Below are 20795 nucleotides of genomic sequence, written 5' to 3'. Positions count from 1 at the left end.
ACCAACGGGAGCGCCAACCGAAGGGGTACACGCGTCACGAAGTGACCGCTCCACGCGCAGTGGGCCCGTCCGGCAGGACATGAGCTTGGTAGAATCAAGTTGTCTATGCCTACTTTGACCGCACTCTCACCCGAGATTCTTGCCAAATATCAGCCCGTGATTGGGCTGGAGGTTCACGTTCAGCTTTTGACCAAGTCGAAGGCGTTTTGCGGGTGCGTGAATAAATATGGCGGAGAGCCGAATACGCATTGCTGTCCGACCTGCCTGGGATTGCCGGGAGCGCTGCCGGTGTTGAATCGCAGGGCGGTAGAGTTTGCGGTGCTGGCGGCGAAGGCGATCAACTGTGAGATTCGCGAGACCAGTATCTTTTCGCGGAAGAACTATTTTTATCCGGATTCGCCGAAGGGATACCAGATCTCGCAGTTCGACAAGCCGGTCGCTGAGCATGGATGGATTGAGGTCCCGGCCTTTGATGTCGCTGGGGCGGCCGTGACGAAGCGGATTGGCGTGACGCGGCTGCATATGGAAGAGGATGCGGGGAAGAGCATTCATGATGGATTTGCGGACTCTGTTTCGAAGACTTACATCGACTTGAACCGCTGTGGGACGCCGCTGGTGGAGATCGTGAGTGAACCTGATCTGCGGACTGCGGATGAGGTGTTTGAGTATCTGACGAAGTTGAAGGAGATTCTGCTCTACACCGGCGTGAGCGATTGCAATATGGAGGAAGGCTCGCTGCGGTGCGATGCGAACGTCAGCGTCATGCTGAAGGGCGCGAAAGAGTTTGGGACGAAGGCCGAGGTGAAAAACGTCAACAGCTTCCGGTATATTCGCGCGGCGGTGGAGTACGAAATCGAGCGGCAGATTGGCGTGTTGGAAGACGGTGGGCGGGTAGTGCAAGAGTCGCGGCTTTGGAGTAGCGCGGAGGGGCGGACTTACTCGATGCGGAGTAAGGAGCAGGCGCATGACTATCGGTACTTCCCGGAGCCGGATCTGCCGCCGCTTGTGGTTGGGGCGGAGTGGCAGGCAGAGATTTTGAAGATGATGCCGGAGCTGCCGGAGGCTCGGCGGGCGCGAATGATTGCGGAGTATGAGATTTCGGTGCAGGACGCGGCTACGCTGACGGCGACGCGTGAGTTTGCGGACAAGTTTGAAGATGCGGCGAAGAAGGCGAAGAGCCCTCGGCGTGTGGCATCGCTGCTAACGAGCGAGTTGACGATGCGGTTGCGGGCGGCGGGGCTGGAGCTGGAGCAGTCGCCGGTATCGATGGCGGGTGTGGTGATGGCGGCTGATCTGGCGGAGTCGGGGGAGCTGTCGAGCAAGATGCTGAAGCAGTTGCTGGATACGGCGTTTGAGAAGAACGAGGACTTTCCGGTTGTGTACGAGCGGGAGAAGCCGCAGCAGATCTCGGATACGGGCGCGATTGAGGCGATGATCGATGAGGTGATCGCAGCGAATGCGAAGCAGGTGGAGCAGTATCGCGGGGGGAAGAAGACGGTGGCTGCGTTCTTTATCGGCCAGGTGATGAGGCTGTCGAAGGGACAGGTAAATCCGGCGCTTCTGAATGAGCTGGTGACGAAGAAGCTAGATGCGTTGGGGTAGAAGATAGGTCCTGCCGGACGGGCCCACTGCGCGTGGGGCGGGCGTTCACACGCCTTTTTAAAGCTTCGCGTGGTCCTCCCGCTGGTCGGCACAATCTTCCCTCCGACCAACGGGAGGATCGTTGTCTTCCACTTGCCACATCAAGGTATACGCGTCACGAAGTGACCGCTCCACGCGCAGTGGGACCGTCCGGCAGGACATGAATCTTTTCTTAGGGTTTAATGGGCGGATGTGTTTGAGGAATGTTTGTCGTGGGGTGTGTGTGAGCATTTTGCTTGCTCTTTTTGGGTGCCGGAGCGAGGCTCCGTATGTTGTGCCGGAGGAGCCGATGCCGGCGAACACCGTGATGCTGTCGCAGATGATGCGGCAGTTGTCGGCTACGCCTGGATTTACCGATGCGATGCTCGCGCAGTTGGATAAGAACGGAAAGAAGGGGCCGGCGTTGATGACGCCGGCGCTGGTGAAGCGGCTTCGCGAGTTGATCCTCGGGAAAGACTGGCAGGGTCTGGACCGGTTTCCCGGGTGGACGATGCAGGCGATCAATCCCACGGTGAGAGTTGCTGGCCGCGTGGTTGCCAAAGATCAGAAGATGGATGGTTTGGCGGAGCGGCATCCGGGGGCGCCGGATACAACTGCAAATGCAACAACGAAAGCAAATGCGGGGGTTCTTCGCTCCGCTCAGAATGACAAGGAGGGAGAGTCAGCAGCTCTGACAGCTTATGTCGATCTTGGCGACTATTCGCTGGTGAAGGCTGAGGTGGTCAATCTGGACACCCCATCGAAGCTGCCGGGATTCACGACAGATGGATTGGTGAGCGAGCTTGGTGCCGGGGTTGTTCGAGGAGATGGGGCGAATGCGACGCTTGCGCCAATGCATGCTGAGAGTCAGAGGCTGGCGGATGTGCTGAACCGGCTGAGCCTGAATGGGCTGGATGGTACTGCTCCTATGGTGGTTACAATTGAAGGACAGGATGTGAAGACGCCGCAGGATTTGGTGAAAGCGCTGATGGCTGCTGGACACACTGTGGTGGTGGCAGATGCGCGCTACTTCGCTAACTTCGGGCACTTTCATTACAAGGGACAGGATGTAATGATGCCGTTCTGGGTGGACTCTCAGATCCGCATACCGGGGACGAGACGTCCGCTTCTGGTTCCGGTGAGCCATGCTGAATATGAGTGGGAGTTTCGCGGGCCGAAGGTGAATGCGAATGTGAGTTGGTACTTCGGCATCGACGGCAAGGCGGAGTTTCGCACGATGGACACGCAGGATCAGTCCTGGGTGCTGGGGCGTCACGCGCATGAGTACGCGCAGGCGGATGCGGTGGAGGTGACGCGGCTGGCGGGGAAGATGTCGATTGCGTATATGCATCAGCACCTGGCGCGGCCTGAGCTTCCGTTTGGCGGGTATTATCTGCTTGGAGTTTGCCAGGATGGCGTTGCGGCGATTGAGAGGAAGATGACGGGGAACGACACTCTGTTTCCCAACACGGCGGATGGTGCACTGTTTGATGATCCACGCGATGCGGAGATCAATGAACTGATCAAGGCAATTCCGAAGGACCGGGAGGGAGGCGCGCCGGAACCTGAACGGATCTTCAGGTCTCTGCCGGCTACGGATTTTGATTTGATCACCATTCCTGGTTTCGCGGCTGATCTGAAGCTGGTGCATGCGGCGTGGCAGGATGGATCGCTGGAGCGGACTCCCTCGTGGATTAGAAAAGTGACGTTGAGAGTTGTTGGTGTGGCAGCTTTGGGAATGCTGGTGGGAGTTGTGGTTTGGCGAAGAAGGCGAAATAGTTGAAGCTGATGGATGTCGTTTTGAGGTGCAGTGACGAACTGTGATGCAACGTTGCGGTGGCCTTGAGGACTCATAGTGGGAGGAGGAACCTCGATGACTACGAAGAAGGCAACGGCAAAGAAGTCGGTGAGTAAGAAGACCGCTTCAAAGAAGACGGCAGCTAAGAAGGCTCCGGCAAAGAAGGCTGCGAAGAAAGGTTCGGGGCGGAAGTACAGTCCTTCGGCCAGCCAAAACGTAGAGACCGAGATGCACGAGATGAAGAAGGGTACGTTGAAGAGCGGTCGCAGCGGGAAGAAGGTGACCAATCCGAAGCAGGCGATTGCGATAGGTTTGTCAGAGGCGCGGAGGGCCGGTAAGAAGGTTCCGCCGCCACCGAAGAAAGGGTAAGGATGACTGAGTTCGAGAAGTACCGCGCGATGCTGGAGGTCGCGTTGGAAGAGGCCCGCACCGGGCGGAACGAGGGTGGTGTTCCGATCGGTGCGGCGTTGTTCGATGGGGATGGTAAGCTGCTGGCTTCGGGGAGAAATCGCCGGGTGCAACAGGATGACCCGTCGGTGCATGGAGAGACCGATGCCTTTCGCCGCGCGGGCCGGCAGCGGTCTTATAAGGACAAGGTGATGGTGACTACGCTTGCTCCCTGCTGGTACTGCAGTGGGCTGATTCGGCAGTTTGGGATTCGCACCCTGGTGGTTGGGGAGAGCAGGAATTTTGCTGGCGGGGTGGGGTGGCTGAAGGAGCTTGGTGTTAAGGTGATCGATCTTGATTCGCAGGAGTGTTCGGATCTGTTGACCGGGTTTATTGCGGAGAAGCCTGAGATCTGGAACGAGGATATCGGTGAGGAGTAAAGGCTCTTTGGCAGAGATCACTCTCGCGTGAAGATGCTCTTCGATATGGAATGATGGAGAGATGAGCATAGAGTCAGGGAGCGGATTTGGGTGCAGGGTTTGCGGCGAACGACATGCTCTGCCGTTGAGTTACAGCGTCAAGGCTCCGTTGGCCGTGGGTGCGATTCCGGCGGAGGAGTTTGATCAGCGAGTGGTGATTACTCCCGACCAGTGTGTGATCGATGGCAGGGACTTTTATCTGCGCGGACGTGTTCTGGTGCCGGTGATTGGGCTGGAGGAGCTTTTTGTCTGGGGGATCTGGGCGGAGGTGAGTCCAAAGAACTTCGTGCGGACGAATGAGCTTTGGGTTGTTGATGGGCGAGAGAAGGAGCCGGCGTTTCCGGGATGGCTGAATACGCAGCTGCCTGTGTTTGGCGATACCTACAACCTTGAAGTGAGCGTGCAGACGCAACCTGTTGGGCAACGGCCGCAGTTTACGATTGTGGATCCTGATCATCCGCTGGCTGTGGAACAGCGGGATGGGATCACGATGGAGCGGGTGGAAGAGATTGCGGTGAGGATGCTGCATCCGGTCCTGCCGGACGGGCCCGCTGCGCGCGGCGCGGTCACTTCGTGACTTGTGTACCTTTTTCTCGGTTGGTAACCGGCGAGGGTCTCCTCTGTCTGCGTGGCTTTAGATTGCCGAGGATTGGCGACGCGTGGTAAAGCCAAACCATGCAATGCCGGCAAGGATGTAAACGAGGTATACGTACGGCAGCCAGTTGTAAGGACGCTCGGGGACCGGATAGAGGGTTCCGGCGATTGCGAGGACGATGGCGAGCGTGGTGGCGATGGAGAGGATCAGCGAAGCGCTGGTGAGGTGGTGGTTGCGCTTGAGATAGAGGCCCAGCGCGATTGCGGCGAGACCGTAGGTGGTGAGGAAACCATAGACGGCGAGAGAGCCCATCCAGCCATAGATATCGGTTCCGGCGACGCCGCGGAGAGCGAGGATCGTCACAGGAAGCGCGGTGAAGACTCCGGAGACGACGACTGCTGAGCCTGGAGTGGCGTTTTTGCGGTGGGCCAGTCCTAGTCGCTGGGGGACCAGGCCGTTGTGGCCCATGCGCATGAGCACGCGTGCGGCCGCAGTAATGCAGGCGAGGGTACAGGCGAACATGCTGACAAGAGCGCCGAGGTCGATGAAGGGGCCAAGGGGCGTGACACCGGCCAGTGTGGCGAGGACGCGCATGGGGGCGGTGGATTCGCCGAGGTTCTGGTGGGCGGTGTGCATACCCAGGGTTTCGAGATAGGCGCAGAGGATGAAGAAGAGCCCGGTGAAGACGGCGCTCTGGATGACGGCGCGGGGAATGGTGCGGAGCGGGTTGGAGGCTTCGGCTCCGAGGGTGGTGGCGCTCTCGAAGCCGACGAAGCTGAACAGAGCTAGGACGACTCCGAGACGGACTGCTGAAGGCGTGACGCCTTGGAGGTGGAGTTGGGCGTGATCGATGTGGAGGCCGTTGTGCCAGAGCAGGAGCGCGAGCACGATGGCGATGAGCGCGACAGAGGTGGCTTCGATCCAGAGCATGAGGCGGGCGGAGACCTGCACGTCACGATAGGCGATGAAGGAGGAGACGCCGACGCAGAGGATCGCGAGGAGGAAGGTTGGGGCTGACTTGCCGGTGATCGAGAGGAGGAAGACGTTGGCGTAGTTGATGAAGCCCCCTGCTACCGAGGCTCCTGTGGCGATGTAGGCGAGCAGAAGTGCCCAACCGGCGATGCCGCTGACGGATGGCGGCAGAGATGAGGTGGCGTAGGTGTAGAGCGAGCCAGAGCAGGAGGTGTAACGGGCGAAGCGGCTGATGCAGAGAGCGATGAGCAGGATGGCGACGGTGGCGAAGAGGTAGGCGAGCCAGGTTCCGTTGCCGGCGAGAACGAAGACCAGGGGGATGGTCATGGTCGGTGTGGTTGTTGGCGCGATGGTGGAGATGGATTGGGCGAGGGTCTCCATCGGCGAGAGGATGTTCGCGCGCAGACCGGGAACTGGAGCGAGGGAGGCTTCGGATTCGGCGACTTGCTCCATTGTGCTTGACCCTTCTTGCGTGGTTGGAAACGGAGATGCGAGTGCTGAAGCGTTGCCGGATGATCGAGGCAGAGCTGCTGGTGGCTGGAACGATGACAGGGAGTTAGATCAAGGATAGCTGAAGTTGCTAGTGGGGCGAAGGAGTATCTTTCGGAGGTTGCCGATGACGGGGAGTTTGCCGTAATTGAATGCAGAGGTTGGTTTGCCGAAAACGGCCAGGTTGTTGCTGCGATCCAACTCTTCGGAAGAGTGAGACGGAGAGTTCAAAGTTGCAAATTAGGTGTAAGCTTCGGGCGGGTCCCCACACACAAAAACTATGAGGTACGACCATGAAGGCGTTCGCACGTTGTTTCGTCGCTTTGGTACTCACTGCTGCTCCGCTCGGCGGGCTGGCACAACAGTATTACAGTAATGCCGGAGTCACTCGGGCCGTGAAGCTCCGGATCTTGCCGGGGAAGACGAAGGAGTTTTACGAGGCGTTTGCTTATGCCCCTAAGGTCTTCGAGGCGGAAAAGGCAGCTGGCATTATCACGGGATACTCGATCTACACCTCAGTCAACTTCGAGGGGCCGGAGAAGTGGGATGTGATGTATGTGATCTTCTTCAAAAATATGGCGACGCTGGATACGTCCGCGGATCTGGCCGAGCCGATTGTTGCCAAGGTGTACGGCTCGCCCGAGAAGAGAGCAGAGGTGCTCAAGATGAGGGCGGAGAGCACGGAGGTGGTTTCGAGCGAGCTGGTTCGCGAGATTCATCTGAAGCCGCTGCCATAAAACTGAAGCCGCTCCATAAACCGAAGCCGCTTCATAAACCGAAATCCGGCGCGCCTGTGCGATTACTTCTTGTCTGACGAGGAGGATGCCGCTGCAGGCGCTGCCGGGGCAGACGGAGCGGTAGCCGGGGTGCTGTTGCCCGAGGAGCTGGAGTCGGTGCTTGACTTTGAACCGCCGGACTTGGAATCACCAGACTTGGAACCTTCAGACTTGGAACCTTCAGACTTGGAATCGCCAGATTTCGAATCGCCGGACTTGGAGTCGCTGGCGCTTGATCCTGAGTTATTGCTGTCGCCGGAGGATTTTGGCTTGGCGTTGCCGTAGCCGTCCGCGTACCAGCCTCCACCTTTGAAGCTGACAGCGGGGGCGGAGATGACACGCTCGAGATGGCCGCCGCAGTGAGGGCAGATAGTGATCTCAGGATCGGAGAACTTTTGGATCTTCTCTGTGTGCTTATGGCAGGTGGTGCATTCGTATTCGTATAGCGGCATGGGGCAGTTTTCACTTTCTAGTTATAGCTTACTGAAATTTCACATCTGAACGGTTGTAGAGAGCATCTCGCTGATTTCAATAAGCTCGTTTAAAAAGCCTGACTGAGTGTTTCCCAGGATGTACAGGAGGTCCTGGGCGCGAGTGAGGCCGACGTAGGCAAGTTTTCTTTCGCTGGCTTCGTCCCGATCGGGTCTGGGAAGCATTTCGATGCCGAGCAGAAAAACGAGTCGAAACTCCATTCCTTTGGCAGATTCGATGGTGGAGAGTTTAAGCGATGGAGAGGAGAGGTTTAACCCCATCTTGCTTTGCCGCGATTCGCTGACCCAATAGAGTTTCTCGTTGCCGAACCGCTTTTCAAACGCGGATGAGAAGCTCTTTGCGAAGTTTGGGGAGACATAAAGCACGTCAACGTCACACCAGCTACAAAGGCCCCCGTCGATGTATTCGGATATTTCTTTCAAGATGTATTGGATCTGGTCGACGCTCGCCATTCCGCAGATTATCTGTGGAGGTTGACCGTGACGATTTACATCGACTGGAAAAAGGAGGCTCTCGATGGCAGATTCGGTGTCGGGGTCAGTTGGGATGTCCTGAACCTTCGAGAAGTTTCGGGCAAGACTTAGAATTTCGGCGGTATTGCGGTAGCTCCTGTTAAGCGAGACGGGTCGTTTGCCTTGTACCTTAATGCCCACACTCTTGAAGGAGACCTTTCTTCCGAAGATGTTCTGCGCGGGGTCGAGGCAGAAGAGGAGGCTGTCGCTCTTTTCCTCAAGGAGCTCAGTGAGGGATTGCAGCCATTCAACGGCGAAGTCCTGGCCTTCGTCAATCAAGATCGCATCGTATTTTGCAATTGATCCGCTGGCGATGGCCTCGCGAAGGATGACGCCTGTTCGTTCGTCCCATTGTTCTTGGGTCTCAGAGTCGCGCCGCTGCAGGCTTGCTCCTGTGAGCTCTTTGACGAGGCCGTGATAGTGAAAGACCTCGATGCCGATGTGCTCCGATTCGGGCTCAGAGATCGTAAGCAGCTGCTGAATGTACTGGCGAAGAGAGATGTTGTAACAGACGATGAGAATTCGCCAGTTGGGCTGAAGCTTTTTGAGATACTTGGCGCGACAGGAGAGGACGAGAGTTTTGCCGCTACCTGCAACACCCTTCAGAACGCGATGACCTTCCAGGATGCTCTTCGCGGTTCTCTCCTGTTCGAGATCAAGGGCTCTGATCATGGCGCTCTGATCGGGGTCACGCAGGACGCATGCGTTATCGGAGCGCACGTTGTTGATCCGGACCTCGGGAAAGATGAGGTAGCGAAGTGTTTTGAGCTCATCGGCGGTCAGAGGATCGAAGGGGAACGTAATGACAAAAGTCTTTTTCAGCTTGGAGACTAACTTCCGCCTCGATTCCTTGGAGTCGAAGGTATCCGTGAGATCGTCGCTGAAGAGGCAAAAGACGGGACCGAGTGCGCGGATGATGCCGGAATCTCCAGCTTGTTTGCGGGTGATCTGGGTGAAGGCAGCGCAGTACCCAATCGGAAACCGGATATTGCCCTGGTTGGGGCCATCTTTGTGACGCAGTTCGGGAGATTTCTGGATCAGCTCCTTAAATTTGATAAAGCATTTTCGTGCCTGTTCGACGGGGCTATCTTGTGTTTTGAGAACATTATCCCAGCGAATCGTCCACCGCTCAGGGTTGAGATCGACAATCTGCTTGAGACCCCAATCTTTTACTTCAATGACGAGAAGTCCCAGATCTTGAGACCAGACAAGAAAGTCGGGGCGCTTCTTTACGGCTTTCGGTTCGAACCAGACGATAAACTCTTCGTCCGGGAGTAAAGCGTCTCGGAGCACTTTGAAGACGCGCTTCTCGCCCGACGTTGCTTCTTTCATCGCGGCGATCGACTCTGGAATCATTTCCGCCATGCTGTAAATTCCTTTTGGGATGCTTAGCCGCTCCGGGCGAACAGCCAAGGGTTAGCAATAAATGATGCGATAGAGTCAGACAACGATGTAAGAAGTATCGACCCGGTTAGAGCTTGCCCAGTTCGATGAGGCGGACGCTGGCGATAGCTTCTACTTTGCGCAGGGCTTCGACGGCGGCGGTGGCTGAGGCTGCCTTGGGGACGTCGATCTGCACGACGGCGAGGGCCTGGCCCTGTGGAACGCAATGACTTTGCGTGGAGTGTGCACGGCCCAGGGCGAAGTTGGCGATGTTGACCGAGTGCTCGCCGAGGATGGTTCCGATGCGGCCGACGACGCCGGGGACGTCGTGGTTGCGAATGGCGACGAGGGTGCCGTGGAGCGGGGCTTCGATGTCGATGCCGTCGTAGGTGAGTAGGCGGGGCGAGGTGCCGTGGAGGACGGTGGCGGAGGCGCTGGCGTCACCGGCCTTCTCTCCAGTGGCAGCCCCGGAGGAGTGGAGCACGATCTTGAGCACAGAGCCTGCGCCGCCGATCGTGAACTCCTTCTTGTCCTCCTGAATGCGGATGCCGCGCTCAGCTGCGATGGCGGCGGCGTTGATACGGTTGGCGGTGCTGCCTCCGTCTGTTCCTGAGAAGATGCCGGCCAGGGCAGCGTTGCGGATAAGGTCGGTTTTGCCGGAGGCGATGCGGCCGGTGTAGGTGATCTGGATGTTTTCGAGGTTGCCGGGTGTCGCATGCGAGAGAAATTGACCGAGGCGTTCGGCCATCTCGATGTAGGGAGCAATCTCTTTGTACTCCTCGTGCGAGAGCGAGGGCAGGTTGACGGCGTTCTGGACGACGCCGAGCTTGAGGTAGTCGCGGACCTGCATGGCGAGTTGGATGCCGATGGCCTCCTGGGCTTCGTCGGTTGCGCCGGCGATGTGGGGGGAGAGGAGGACGTTATCCAGATCGTAGAAGGGCGACTCTTTGAGCGGCTCCTGATGGAAGACATCGAGAGCTGCGCCGCCGACGTGGCCGGATTTGATGGCGTCGGCGAGGGCCTGCTCGACGATGAGCTCGCCGCGGGCGCAGTTGATGATGCGGATGCCCTTCTTCATGATCTTGATGGAAGTGGCGTTGATAAGGCCCTCGGTCTGGGTGGTGAGGCCGACATGGAGGGTGAGGTAGTCGGAGGTTTTGAAGATCTCGTCGATGGGGACGAGAGTGACGTTGTTCTCGCGGGCGATGACCGGGGCGACGAAGGGGTCGTAGCCGATGATCTCCATGCCGAAGCTGGCGGCGCGACGGGCGACTTCGAGTCCGATCCGGCCCAGGCCTACGATGCCGAGCGTCTTGCCGCGGAGTTCCTGGCCCTGAAGGGTTTTCTTGTCCCACTTGGCCTGGTGCATGGTGGAGTTGGCGCGTGGGATGGAGCGGGCGAGCGAGATCATGAGGCCGAGGGTGAGTTCGGCGACGGCGACGGCGTTGGCGCCGGGGGTGTTCATGACGACGATGCCGCGATGGGTGGCGGCATCGGTGTCGATGTTGTCGACGCCTACGCCGGCGCGGCCGATGACGCGGAGCTTGGGGGCAGCGGCAAGGAGCTTGGCGTCGGCCTGAACGGCGGAGCGGACGACGAGGGCGTCGGCATCGGCTAGCTCGGCGGCGAGGCCGTTTTTGATCTGGTCGGGGGTGACGATCTGCCAGCCTGGTTCTTGTTGGAAGACGGCGAGGGTTGCAGGGGAGACTTTTTCGGCGAGAACGATCTTCATGGAGCTCCGTAAGCGCAATTAAGGTTAAGACTTAGTTTAGTCGACAAGGCGTTATCGAGTGGAATGAGAACAAAAGGGTGTTTGTTCTGAAAAGATTAGAGCGCCTTGTCTTCGCTCTGATAGATCTTGTTGAGGCTCTGCATGAGATCTCTGAGGTAGTGGACATCTGTCAAAGTCTGCTTTGAATTGACGATGGCTTCATCGATCTCCTCCGGTTGGAGATCCTCGACTTTGCGTGTCGCAACAGGGCGCCCACATTTGTACACGTCGCGAATGTAGACCCAGGCCTGATCGTTCACCAGCGACTGTTGGCTATAGATTACGGAATAATCCTCAGCCGTTTCGTAGGACATCAGGGCGATCGCCCCGGTGTTGCGTGCCGTATCCCAGGCTGCTGATTGCAGTCCGTTCCACTCCCACTGCAGTCCGAATTTTTCGGTCGGGACGCGATGAGCTTTGAGGTCGGCGAGAATTTTCAGATTATCTTCCATTCGATGTTCGGTCTCGGCTAGTTGCTTCTCGTCCGCTGCCAGGGTCTGGCGGTTGTCCTGGATCTCCGAGTGGAGATTGTCCTCTGCCTGATGGAGGAGATGTCGGTGATGGAAGTACTCCACGGTCTGTTCAAGGCCTATGGCGATAAGCAGTCCGATTACGATGGTGGCAATGTGGATGAAGAAGTCTTTCCAGCTATGTGCGGCCTGGTGTGGCGGATGAACGTCGAGAATGGCGGGCTCCATTTCTGCCCCTAGGGGCTGAGGCGTGCTCGGCGTCGGATTGGGTGTCGACTCAGACAAAAAAGTGAGGTACGAAGGAGCTTAGATTATCAGTGATGGGGTTGAAGGACTCGCGGACGCCGAGGCCGCAGCAGTCCTGGTCGATCATCCAAAGGCCGAGGACAGTGTGGCGATGGTCAAAGACCGCGTCGGGGGCGAGCGCCTGAATGATTTGTTTGCCGTTGTAGGGACCAGGGGTGGTGGTGATGGTAGAACCTTCGCGGACGAGAGTGATGTTGGCGCCTTCGCGGGACATCAGCGGCTTGCGGACGTAGTTGCGCAGATGGGCGGCGTTGCGGGCGGCCTCCGAAGGCGATTCGGCGAAGTGGGATTCGAGGAGTAGCTCGTGGTTGGGGTAGAGCTGCCAGAGAATCGGCAGGATGCCTTTGTTGGAGAGGAGCATCTTCCAGATGGGCTCGATCCAACGGGTGCTGGGGTAGGTGTCGATCGCGTGGGGGCCGAACTCCTCCTGGATCATGGCCTCCCAGGGATAAAGCTTGAAGATGGAGAACATGGGCTGCTCGTCGGGGTCGAGGAAGAGTTGCTGCTCGTCGTTCCAGCCGATCTCGTTCATGAACATCTGCAGGGTCTCGAGGCCGGCCTGCTGGGCGGTGTCACGGAGATAGGTCACGGTGAGCTGGTCTTCGGGGTTGTCGAGCGCCGCGAAGTAGATGGGTTTGGAGAGGTAGGGGTCGATGTCCTTCCACTTGGCGATGAGTTTTTCGTGGATGGAGTTGAACTGGTCTGTTTTTCCTAAGTGCGAGACGGCAGCAAGGGCGAGGGAGACATCTTTGAGCCAGTGCCATTGGACGACTGCGGCTTCGAGGAGCGAGGTTGGGGTGTCGGCGTTGTACTCGAGGAGTTTGGGGGCGTGGCCGGATTGCGCGCCGGCCCAGCTTAGATCGAAGCGGCCGTAGAGGGCGGGCGGCTCGTTGTTCCAGGCCCATTCGATGGCTTCGACGGCGAAGGCGGGGATATCGAGTTCGGCATAGCGCTTCTGGTCGATGATGTGCTGGGCGGCGGCGAGGCACATCTCCTGCAGCTTGTATCCGGCGGCTTCGAGAGTGTCGATCTCGGCTGCGGTAAAGCTGTAGGCAGCGGACTCATCCCAATAGGGCTGGCCGTTTTCGAGAGTATGGAAGGTGAGGCCGACGGATTCGACTTTTTGCTGCCAGTTGTCGCGAGGGGCTAGGGTGATGCGCTGCATGTCTACCTTTGTGTAATCGTACCGATTGCTTGGAACCAACTGGTCAATATGCGTGGCTTGATCCGATCAAAGCTTTCGATCAGCGCTGCATCTACAGCGATCAGGCCGCACACCAGATGATTTGTAATGTTGTTGAATGATGCATCTTGATGACGAGGAGTAGCGATTAGGCTACTGGTGGTCTGGCCCTGATAGACAATTGGCAGATCTAAGTTGAGCAGCGCCGAGTCGCCGTCATGGGCAATCTTTTGGATAGAAGCTTGAAAAGGACGATCTCCAATCTGAGTGACGAGTTCCCATGATTCGCTAAAGACTATTTCTACTTTGGAGCCGTTCTTCATCTCTATTCTCCTGCGCCGCTGCCGCTGTGGGCTCCGCCTTCGCCACCGCTGCTGCTGTGGCTTCCGCCCTCGGAGAAGCTGCGGCCGAAGCCGCCTCGGATGGTGACGCCGGAGCGGTTGGCGTAGCTGCGACCGGCGACAGGCGCGTAGCCTCCACCGCCGACTACGCTGCCGAGGCCGTAGCCTCCCCACCCGCCGTAGTAGTAGCGGTAGGGGATAAGGATGGGGAGGAAGCCGCCGTGGCCGTCGGGACGTTGCTGCTGGACGCCTTGCTGGTCCGCGGGGAGGTTGGCGCAGAGGCTGTCGTCTACGACGTGGTTCTGTTCGTCGACGCAACGCTGCATCTCGGGCTTTCGGCAGCCGGTGAGCATGGAGAGGGCGGCTGCGGCCAGGAGTGGTGCGGCGACTTGGCTGGAGCGTTTCATTGGGTTGCATAAGAGTATCAAGGGCCGAGAGGCCGCGGATTTACGCGGGGCACGTCGATTTCACTAAGACGATTTATTTACGGTTGGAGGAGTGTGCAGTTCGCTTCGCAAATTTCCACCTTTACGGTGAAACTGGAAAGGGTGGGAACCGGCTTCGCCGCACAACCATAGGGGTACTGTTTGTTATTTCAGCTTCTTCAGCTCCGGATACCGCGCAAATATGCTTGTTATTTCAGCTTCTTCAGCTCCGGATACCGCGCAAATATGCGCCGCTGATCCTCCGCTGTCAACTGCCCCAGCCGCTGGGGCTTATCCTGCGGCCGCGTGCCTTTCTGATTCAGCACATTCATCAAGCTCCACTCCCGCTGCAGAGTCTGCGGCTCCTGCGTCGGCAAGTCGTAGCGCGTAAAGTCGATGACCATTGGTGCCTCGTTTTTGGTCCAGTTCCGCAGCAGCGCCAGACGAAACTCGCGATTCATGTACCACTCGATCTCCAACTCTTTTTCCGACCCCGGCGCGCCGGTTCCTCGCGCATCGAACTGATAGTTCAACGAGGCGTTGCTGGGCGTGTGCTCACGCCACTTCAGGCCGAATTCACCCTCGGTCAACACGCTCGTGTCGGGCCACCTGTCCCTCACGGCCTGCAGCCAGTAGGTCAGATCCTCGTCGTGCCCAACCGACACCTCCCAGATCCCTGTAACCCAGCCAAATCCATTCAGAGTATGGCCTCGGTCAAAGTGCACCGCCGTGGTGTCCAGCATCTCCTTACGGCCCGCTGCCGTCCCGAGATTTCCTACAGCTTCGATTGGACCCACGCCCAAACGGCTGTTGAACCTGCCCTCGAAGCCCTCCCGCCGCGCCGTTAGAAAGTCGCAGGTCCAGCCATCCAGGCAGACGCAGTCGATGAAGTCGGCCGCTCCCTGTGCCGGTTTCAGATAGTGCTCCCGGCTTGGATAGTACGGGTAGCAGATGCCGCCATCGCCATCACCGTGGTCGATGCCGTGCTGGCTCCAGATCTGCCCCTGGCAGACATGGATGCCCTCTTCCGTGGCCAGGTATCTCTGGTTCTCCGCATCCAGGTAGCCCGCTACGATGCACTGCGGACGATATCCGCCGCCCACCATGTTGGAGATCAAGCCCAACGCCTTGTGAATCGTCTCCCGGTTATGCGCTCGCGTGTCATACATGGGTGCAAAGTAGCCGCCCGGAATGAAGGTGATCTCGTCGCCATACCGATCGTGATACGACGCCAGAAGGCGGCGCGCGTCTTTGTACTCCTGCCGGCTGTCGTTCAAGGCCAGCCAACTTACCGCCCACGTCATCCGCCCTTCCGGGCACCCTCTGGCAAACGCTTCTCTTCGCGAACGAATATGGGCCGGGCTGTTGTCCGTAGCTTCGTCTTCTCCGATCGAACGACTCGGCGTCACCTCGATCTGATTAACGCGCACCACTGAGACATGGGTCAGGAATCGTCCGCGTAGAGCAGAAGTGCTCGCCCCCAACGCCATCGCGCTCTGCGCCTTGAGCGCGCCTGAGACCGCAGCGCCGGCGGCACCGATCAGGAACTCTCGTCTGCTATAAACGTCGTCCGTTGCCATATTTATATTTCCTGTCTTCCCATGGCTACTGAAAACCCACGTCCGAGAGTCCGGACGTGGGGCACGGTTTTGTGGTGAAACCGAGAGGGTGGTGTTGCTGGTTATTTGGCGTGTTCGGCGAAGAAGGTTTGGGCGGCGATGAGGCCTTTGCCGAAGGTGAAGTTGGGGGCGGGAAACTTGGTTTTGTGGATGACTTGTTCGAGGGCACCGAGGATGGCGATGGTGTCCATGTAGTCGAAGAAGCCGATGTGGGCGATGCGGAAGAGCTGGCCCTTCATCTCGCCCTGGCCGTCGGTGACGATGGCACCGAACTGCGACTTGAGGCCTTTGACCAGCGTGCCGGAGTCCGAGCCTTCGGGGGCTACGATGGCGGTGGCGGCTGCGGCTTCGTAGCCTTCGGGGGCGAAGAGTTTTAGGCCGAGTGCGGTGGCTGCGGCGCGGGTCATGGCGGCGCAGGTAATCGCGTTGTCTACCAGTTTGACGCGGCCTGCGGCTAGGTCGCCTTCGGGCTTTTCGGGTGTGGCGGCCTGGGCGGCGATGTAGTTCAAGGCTGCGCCCAGAGCGGCGATGAGCGCGACGGAGGGTGTGTAGGCGGACTCGCCCTTGGCGGCGTTCTTGCGCTCTTTGCGGAGGTCGAAGTAGTAGCGCGGGTTGTAGGTGGCCTCCATGCGATCCCAGGCGCGGGCGCTGACGGCGAGGTAGCTGAGGCCGGGGGGAATCATGACGGCTTTTTGTGAGCCGCCGATGAGGACGTCGATGCCCCAGCCGTCCATGTCGAGGTGCGAGGTGCCTAGGCCGGTGATGCCGTCGACGATGAGGAGGGCTTCGGATTTTTCCTGCTTGAGGAGGTTGGCGATGGCCTCGATGTCGTGACGGACGCCGGTGGAGGACTCGGTGGCCTGGACGAAGACGGCGCGGGTTTCGAGGTGGAGATTGGCTTTCACTTCGTCGAGGGAGAAGGTGCTGCCGTAGGGGGCGCTGACGACGTCGACGTGGCAGCCGAAGGCCTTTGTGATGCCGGTCCAGCGCTCGCCGAACTTGCCGGCGGTCAACACCAGCACGCGATCTCCCGGTGACGTCAGGTTGGAGACGGCGGCTTCCATGGCGCCGGAGCCGCTGCTCGAGAGGATGATGACGTCGTTCTTGGTGCCGACAAACTCTTTGAGCTGGGAGAGGACGCGGGTATACATGGCACGGAACTCGGGCGTGCGGTGGTGGATATCGGCCGCAGCCATGGCGAACTGGGCGGCGGGGAGTAGGGGGGTCGGGCCAGGGGTGAAGAGGCGAGTTTTGCGGATCATGGGTTTATTGTAGCGGGGTCCTGCCGGACGGGCCGCCTGTGCGGCGGGCGGGCGTTCGCGCGCCTTTTTACTGCTTCGCTTGGTCCTTCCGTTGGTCGGAATGATTATTATGCGACCGCTGGGGCGGCGTGCTTGTGTACCTGCTTCGCGTTGCTCGGCTTCCCTATAATGGAGGGATTGTTGGATGGAGATGCGATGACAATTGGCGAGAAGATTCAGACAGATATTGTGGTGGCAATGAAGGCGAAGGATGAGCATAAGCTGACGACGCTGCGGATGGTGAAGTCTGCGCTGAGGAATAAAGAGATCGACAAGCGCGAGAAGCTGACCGATGCTGAGGAGTCGCAGATCCTGACGACGCTGATCAAGCAGCGTAGAGAGTCCGTGGAGTCGTTCACCAAGGGCGGACGGCCGGAGCTGGCGGAGAAGGAACAGACGGAGATTGGGATGATCGAGGGCTATCTGCCGCAGGCCGCGGGCGAGGATGTGATTCGCGGCGTGGTGCTGGGTGCGATCGATTCATTGACGGTGGATGGGAAACGACCGGGGCCGAAGGATATGGGCCCGCTGATGCGGGTGGTGCAGCAGCGGATACTGGCGGATGGCCTGCGAGCGGATGGGAAGCTGGTGAGTGAGATGGTGAAGACGGAGCTGGCGAAGTAGGGCGAAGGATGGTTTTTGCCATGAGGAGTTAGAGTTCATGTTGATCGCTCCAGTGAAACCGGCGCAGTCTGAAGGCGCTCAGCGGCTGCTGATCTCAAACGAGGCAGAGGCAGCGCGTGGTGCGATTGCGTGGTCGAGCTTGTTCTTCGTGATGTTGCAGAGTGTCTGTACGTTTTTTACGGCGCTGGATGGTTTGCGGCTTGTCATTGGAGTGAGTGCGCTGGCCAGCATGGTTGGTGCTGGGGAGAGATGGGATAAGTTGCATGCAGACTGGATCCGCTTGCCGATGGTCGTCTTCGCGCTCGCAGGAGCCTTGTTGAACCTGACGATCCTGATGCATGTTCGGCATCTGCGCAGTCGTCCCGCGGCGCAGTGGCGTCTCCAGCCGCTTACGCCGGGTAAGGTTCGCAGGGAGCGTGTTCAGCTGATCTTATCTACGGTGGCGCTCGCTCTTCTTGTGATCGAAGAAGTGACACATCTGCATACGTTTCATCGGATGTAATCCTCGATTTCGGGTGAGTTGGCGTCTATCTTCTATCTTCTATCTTCGCTACCAGTTGAAGTTCCGAGCTGCGATGATGGTGAGCCTGACGCGCGGATGGAAGCTCTGCGAGCGAGATCTTGAACGACGGAGTTGGCAAAATAAATCAGGCGCTTCTGAATAGGAGATTTCTGAATTGCGTGGGCGCGGCGAGCAGGTGTATAGTCCTCGGCCATCGAGGTAACAACTATGCGAAAGATTCTGTGCGCCTTAGTGCTGTTAGCGTTTGCGACGCCGCTGCTGGCGAGTGATCCCTTCGTTGGGACATGGACGCTCAACTCGGCAAAGACGAAGTATACGACCGGTACCGCACCAAAGAACGTGACGCTTGTGATCGAAGAGCAGGGCGACAGTCTTCAGGTGACTGGTACCGGCACGACCGGTGATGGCTCACCCATATCGGTGAAATATACGGTTCCGATCAAAGGCGGGGCGGGGACGGTGCAGCAGGGTGACTTTGACGGAGTCAGCTCAAAGCTAGTCAGCTCTCACAGCCGCATCAATACCTTCACAAAAGGCGGAAAAGAGATCAGGAAGCGTCATACCGTTGTGTCATCGGACGGGAAGACGCTTTCGACCACAGTCAAGGGAGTGGGATGGGATGGGAAGCCGACTGCGGGTCTTGACGTTTACGACAAGCAGTAGCCAGACGGCTGACAGAAAGCGATGCGACTCAAAATATTGAAGGTTAGGTGTGGTTAGCCCGGAATGTAGAAACGGCGCATCTGGGGTTCCCGAGTGCTGTCATTTCGGAACCCAAGTTGTGCAGGGCTAATGGTGCAAAGTAGTCCAGTTGAACTCGGTGCCGGCGAGGATGGTACGGCCTTGCATGGGAACTTGCGGGATCTCCTGATAGCCGGTGTTGCTGAGGTCGAGCAGGCGCAGGTAGGGGCGGATGCGGCCGGTGTTGCGGGAGAGGTCGATGTCCGAGAGCGGGTAGGCGGTGTGCTGGGTGCGTTGGATGACGTTGACCTGGGTGTGTGCGTTGATCTGGTGGCCTAGCCGGCCGGGGAGTTGACCACTCCACGCGAAGATGGCGTTTTGTGCGGCGTAGTTGTAGGCGTACTCGGAGATGAGGTTGGCGGGTGGGGATGCGGCGTGGGCTCCTGAGTAGCTGAACTGCAGGTTCTGAGTTTGTGTGAGGCGGAGGCGGAGTGTGGTCTCGGCTCCGGTGATGTTGAGGTTCTGGATGTTGACGGCCTGGTAGGGTTCGGCGAAGGTGAGGGCTGGGGTGGCGAGGGAGAGTTTGGAGTAGTCGATGGTGTCTTTTTGCTGGAGGCGGAAGGTGGTCGCGGTAAGGGTTAGGCGTCCGTTGTTCGGAGTCCAGTCGAGACCGGCCTCGTAGCTCCACGAGGACTCGGGTTTGAGGTTGGGGTTGCCGATGGTGGTGGGGTCGGCGTAGTAGAGATCGACGTATGTGGGGAGGCGGAAGCCGTGGCCGGCGGAGGCTCGGAGGCGGATCGTGTGAGTGAGGGTGTAGGCGGTGGCTACCGAGGGGGAGAAGACGTTACCGTTGCTGGAGAGGACTTCGTCGCGTGCTCCGAGGGAAAGGGAAAAGCGGCCGAGGGCGCGGAGGCTGAGGTTGGCGTAGCCTGCGCCCTGATTGCGGGCGTGTTTGCCGAGCGAGTTGGAGCGGATGGAGTCGCCGTCGGCTTCGAGGCCGTAGGAGAGGGTGGCGTTGGGGGTGAGGTTGTCGGCGCGGCGCAGGGCAGCTTCGTAGCTGGTGGTGATGTGGTTGTTTTCGTAGATCTGGGGCTGGTCGGCGAAGAGGACGAAGAGGTCGGAGTGGCGGCGGTAGCCGTAGCTGGCGGCGGTGCGCTGGCCTAGCTGTTGCTGGATGCTGGCGAACCAGCCCTTGGTGCGCTCCCATGAGTCGTAGGGGCCGTAGAAGAGGTTGGCTCCGTAGGGGCGGTCGCTGGCGGCGAGGAGGATGTCGGTGGTGCCGGGTTTTAGGGTGAGCCAGGTCTCGGAGGCCAACGCGTTGCTGCTGTAGTTGCGGTCGGGAATGAAGCCGTCGGAGGTGTCGCGGCTGCCGGTGAGCTGCTCGGCGATGGGGCCGCGAGTGTAGGAGGCGCGGAGGTGCTGCTCGATGGAGTAAAAGCTGCCTGCTCCTGCGCTGGCTACGATGGCGAGGCCGGGGGCGGGGGATTGGGTGAGGAGGTTGACGGCGCCCCCGATGGCGTCGGAGCCATAGAAGGTGGAGCCCGAACCGTGGAGGATGTCGACGCGGGTGACGGCGTCGAGGGGGATGGGGAGGTCGAGGTTGAGGTGGCCAGTCTCAGGGTCGTTGATGCGGAGGCCGTTGAGGAGGATGAGGGATTGCTCGAAGGTGGTGCCGCGGAGGGAGAGGTCGGCCTGGACGCCGTTGGCGGCGCGGGCCTGGAGGTTGAGGGACGGGTCTTGGCGGAGGAGGTCTACGACGGAGTTTGAGACGAGAGGCTGGTCGCGTGGGGAGATGAGATTGACGGCGCGGTCGCTCTCGGCGAGAGGCAGGGGTTCGAGGGTGGTGGTGACGGTAATGCTTTCGGCGATGGGGGCGAGTTTTGTTTGGGGCTGCGTGGAGTTGGCTTGCTGGGGCTGCTGGGCGATGGCCACGCTCAGGCAGAAGAGTAGGGGAAGATGTGCTGGGCAAATTTTCATGGTTGGCGATGCGCTTTGATCTTGTCACTATCATCGGTTGAAATGGGCGGGAAGAGGAGTTAGTTTAGTCT

At 59.0% G+C, this 20795-nt stretch carries 20 protein-coding genes; 9 read left to right on the top strand and 11 right to left on the bottom strand.

Annotation, left to right across the window (positions count from 1 at the left end; genetic code table 11):
- Window positions 1–105 precede the first annotated feature (105 nt).
- From gatB to HDF08_RS16630, 5 genes are all read left to right on the top strand, one after another.
- Window positions 106–1602 carry an Asp-tRNA(Asn)/Glu-tRNA(Gln) amidotransferase subunit GatB gene (gene gatB / locus HDF08_RS16650; protein ID WP_179639712.1) on the top strand — a complete coding sequence of 499 codons (1497 nt, stop codon included), beginning with the start codon at window positions 106–108 and terminating at the stop codon, window positions 1600–1602.
- A 262-nt stretch (window positions 1603–1864) separates the two neighbouring features.
- Window positions 1865–3403, top strand: coding sequence for a hypothetical protein (locus HDF08_RS16645; protein WP_373563212.1), 1539 nt, complete (start codon window positions 1865–1867; stop codon window positions 3401–3403).
- A gap of 90 nt (window positions 3404–3493) precedes the next feature.
- Window positions 3494–3787: a DUF6496 domain-containing protein gene (locus HDF08_RS16640; RefSeq protein ID WP_179639710.1), complete on the top strand. Its 294-nt coding sequence runs from the start codon at window positions 3494–3496 to the stop codon at window positions 3785–3787.
- Between the two features lie 2 nt (window positions 3788–3789).
- Window positions 3790–4245 carry a nucleoside deaminase gene (locus HDF08_RS16635; RefSeq protein ID WP_179639709.1) on the top strand — a complete coding sequence of 152 codons (456 nt, stop codon included), beginning with the start codon at window positions 3790–3792 and terminating at the stop codon, window positions 4243–4245.
- Between the two features lie 61 nt (window positions 4246–4306).
- Window positions 4307–4861, top strand: a complete 555-nt coding sequence (locus HDF08_RS16630; protein ID WP_179639708.1) for a DUF2199 domain-containing protein — start codon at window positions 4307–4309, stop codon at window positions 4859–4861.
- Between the two features lie 57 nt (window positions 4862–4918).
- On the opposite strand, the gene HDF08_RS16625 is transcribed toward HDF08_RS16630, so the two are convergent.
- Complete coding sequence (locus HDF08_RS16625) at window positions 4919–6304, bottom strand: APC family permease (RefSeq protein ID WP_179639707.1); 1386 nt, start codon at window positions 6302–6304, stop codon at window positions 4919–4921.
- Between the two features lie 329 nt (window positions 6305–6633).
- On the opposite strand from HDF08_RS16625, the gene HDF08_RS16620 reads away from it, so the two are divergent.
- Window positions 6634–7077: a hypothetical protein gene (locus HDF08_RS16620; protein WP_179639706.1), complete on the top strand. Its 444-nt coding sequence runs from the start codon at window positions 6634–6636 to the stop codon at window positions 7075–7077.
- 62 nt (window positions 7078–7139) lie between these two features.
- Here HDF08_RS16620 and HDF08_RS16615 read toward each other — a convergent pair whose 3' ends face one another.
- From HDF08_RS16615 to HDF08_RS16575, 9 genes are all read right to left on the bottom strand, one after another.
- Entirely contained in the window at window positions 7140–7568 is a 429-nt protein-coding gene (locus tag HDF08_RS16615; protein WP_179639705.1) for an FmdB family zinc ribbon protein, read from the bottom strand.
- 39 nt (window positions 7569–7607) lie between these two features.
- The gene (locus tag HDF08_RS16610; RefSeq protein WP_179639704.1) at window positions 7608–9485 is read right to left on the bottom strand and encodes a DEAD/DEAH box helicase; all 1878 of its coding nucleotides are present in this window, start codon (window positions 9483–9485) and stop codon (window positions 7608–7610) included.
- Between the two features lie 106 nt (window positions 9486–9591).
- Window positions 9592–11235, bottom strand: a complete 1644-nt coding sequence (gene serA / locus HDF08_RS16605) for a phosphoglycerate dehydrogenase (RefSeq protein WP_179639703.1) — start codon at window positions 11233–11235, stop codon at window positions 9592–9594.
- A gap of 95 nt (window positions 11236–11330) precedes the next feature.
- Window positions 11331–11972, bottom strand: a complete 642-nt coding sequence (locus tag HDF08_RS16600) for a hypothetical protein (RefSeq protein ID WP_179639702.1) — start codon at window positions 11970–11972, stop codon at window positions 11331–11333.
- A gap of 49 nt (window positions 11973–12021) precedes the next feature.
- Window positions 12022–13215 carry a glutathionylspermidine synthase family protein gene (locus HDF08_RS16595; RefSeq protein ID WP_179639701.1) on the bottom strand — a complete coding sequence of 398 codons (1194 nt, stop codon included), beginning with the start codon at window positions 13213–13215 and terminating at the stop codon, window positions 12022–12024.
- 2 nt (window positions 13216–13217) lie between these two features.
- The gene (locus HDF08_RS16590; RefSeq protein ID WP_179639700.1) at window positions 13218–13556 is read right to left on the bottom strand and encodes a hypothetical protein; all 339 of its coding nucleotides are present in this window, start codon (window positions 13554–13556) and stop codon (window positions 13218–13220) included.
- Between the two features lie 2 nt (window positions 13557–13558).
- Entirely contained in the window at window positions 13559–13981 is a 423-nt protein-coding gene (locus HDF08_RS16585) for a hypothetical protein (RefSeq protein ID WP_179639699.1), read from the bottom strand.
- A gap of 227 nt (window positions 13982–14208) precedes the next feature.
- Window positions 14209–15579, bottom strand: coding sequence for a DUF3863 domain-containing protein (locus HDF08_RS16580; RefSeq protein WP_179639698.1), 1371 nt, complete (start codon window positions 15577–15579; stop codon window positions 14209–14211).
- 101 nt (window positions 15580–15680) lie between these two features.
- The gene (locus HDF08_RS16575; RefSeq protein ID WP_179639697.1) at window positions 15681–16880 is read right to left on the bottom strand and encodes a pyridoxal-phosphate-dependent aminotransferase family protein; all 1200 of its coding nucleotides are present in this window, start codon (window positions 16878–16880) and stop codon (window positions 15681–15683) included.
- A 195-nt stretch (window positions 16881–17075) separates the two neighbouring features.
- On the opposite strand from HDF08_RS16575, the gene HDF08_RS16570 reads away from it, so the two are divergent.
- The 3 genes from HDF08_RS16570 (at window position 17076) to HDF08_RS16560 (ending at window position 18729) form a co-directional block, all read left to right on the top strand.
- Window positions 17076–17543, top strand: coding sequence for a GatB/YqeY domain-containing protein (locus HDF08_RS16570; RefSeq protein WP_179639696.1), 468 nt, complete (start codon window positions 17076–17078; stop codon window positions 17541–17543).
- Window positions 17544–17580: 37 nt separating this feature from the next.
- Window positions 17581–18045 (top strand): hypothetical protein, encoded by a 465-nt coding sequence (locus HDF08_RS16565; RefSeq protein ID WP_179639695.1) that lies wholly within the window; start codon window positions 17581–17583, stop codon window positions 18043–18045.
- A 228-nt stretch (window positions 18046–18273) separates the two neighbouring features.
- A complete protein-coding gene (locus tag HDF08_RS16560) occupies window positions 18274–18729 on the top strand; it encodes a hypothetical protein (protein ID WP_179639694.1) in 456 nt (151 codons plus the stop codon).
- A gap of 126 nt (window positions 18730–18855) precedes the next feature.
- On the opposite strand, the gene HDF08_RS16555 is transcribed toward HDF08_RS16560, so the two are convergent.
- A complete protein-coding gene (locus tag HDF08_RS16555; protein ID WP_179639693.1) occupies window positions 18856–20724 on the bottom strand; it encodes a TonB-dependent receptor plug domain-containing protein in 1869 nt (622 codons plus the stop codon).
- Window positions 20725–20795 lie beyond the last annotated feature (71 nt).

The organism is Tunturiibacter empetritectus (assembly GCF_013410875.1).
Lineage (GTDB): Bacteria > Acidobacteriota > Terriglobia > Terriglobales > Acidobacteriaceae > Edaphobacter > Edaphobacter empetritectus.
The sequence above is the reverse complement of the archived record's forward strand: the minus strand, read 5'-3'. Positions and strand labels throughout refer to the sequence as shown.

Coding starts and splice junctions, on each gene's coding strand:
- gatB (WP_179639712.1), top strand. CDS start 106: ATGCCTACTTTGACCGCACTCTCACCCGAGATTCTTGCCAAATATCAG.
- HDF08_RS16640 (WP_179639710.1), top strand. CDS start 3,494: ATGACTACGAAGAAGGCAACGGCAAAGAAGTCGGTGAGTAAGAAGACC.
- HDF08_RS16635 (WP_179639709.1), top strand. CDS start 3,790: ATGACTGAGTTCGAGAAGTACCGCGCGATGCTGGAGGTCGCGTTGGAA.
- HDF08_RS16630 (WP_179639708.1), top strand. CDS start 4,307: ATGAGCATAGAGTCAGGGAGCGGATTTGGGTGCAGGGTTTGCGGCGAA.
- HDF08_RS16625 (WP_179639707.1), bottom strand. CDS start 6,304: ATGGAGCAAGTCGCCGAATCCGAAGCCTCCCTCGCTCCAGTTCCCGGT.
- HDF08_RS16620 (WP_179639706.1), top strand. CDS start 6,634: ATGAAGGCGTTCGCACGTTGTTTCGTCGCTTTGGTACTCACTGCTGCT.
- HDF08_RS16615 (WP_179639705.1), bottom strand. CDS start 7,568: ATGCCGCTATACGAATACGAATGCACCACCTGCCATAAGCACACAGAG.
- HDF08_RS16610 (WP_179639704.1), bottom strand. CDS start 9,485: ATGGCGGAAATGATTCCAGAGTCGATCGCCGCGATGAAAGAAGCAACG.
- serA (WP_179639703.1), bottom strand. CDS start 11,235: ATGAAGATCGTTCTCGCCGAAAAAGTCTCCCCTGCAACCCTCGCCGTC.
- HDF08_RS16600 (WP_179639702.1), bottom strand. CDS start 11,972: ATGGAGCCCGCCATTCTCGACGTTCATCCGCCACACCAGGCCGCACAT.
- HDF08_RS16595 (WP_179639701.1), bottom strand. CDS start 13,215: ATGCAGCGCATCACCCTAGCCCCTCGCGACAACTGGCAGCAAAAAGTC.
- HDF08_RS16590 (WP_179639700.1), bottom strand. CDS start 13,556: ATGAAGAACGGCTCCAAAGTAGAAATAGTCTTTAGCGAATCATGGGAA.
- HDF08_RS16585 (WP_179639699.1), bottom strand. CDS start 13,981: ATGAAACGCTCCAGCCAAGTCGCCGCACCACTCCTGGCCGCAGCCGCC.
- HDF08_RS16580 (WP_179639698.1), bottom strand. CDS start 15,579: ATGGCAACGGACGACGTTTATAGCAGACGAGAGTTCCTGATCGGTGCC.
- HDF08_RS16575 (WP_179639697.1), bottom strand. CDS start 16,880: ATGATCCGCAAAACTCGCCTCTTCACCCCTGGCCCGACCCCCCTACTC.
- HDF08_RS16570 (WP_179639696.1), top strand. CDS start 17,076: ATGACAATTGGCGAGAAGATTCAGACAGATATTGTGGTGGCAATGAAG.
- HDF08_RS16565 (WP_179639695.1), top strand. CDS start 17,581: ATGTTGATCGCTCCAGTGAAACCGGCGCAGTCTGAAGGCGCTCAGCGG.
- HDF08_RS16560 (WP_179639694.1), top strand. CDS start 18,274: ATGCGAAAGATTCTGTGCGCCTTAGTGCTGTTAGCGTTTGCGACGCCG.
- HDF08_RS16555 (WP_179639693.1), bottom strand. CDS start 20,724: ATGAAAATTTGCCCAGCACATCTTCCCCTACTCTTCTGCCTGAGCGTG.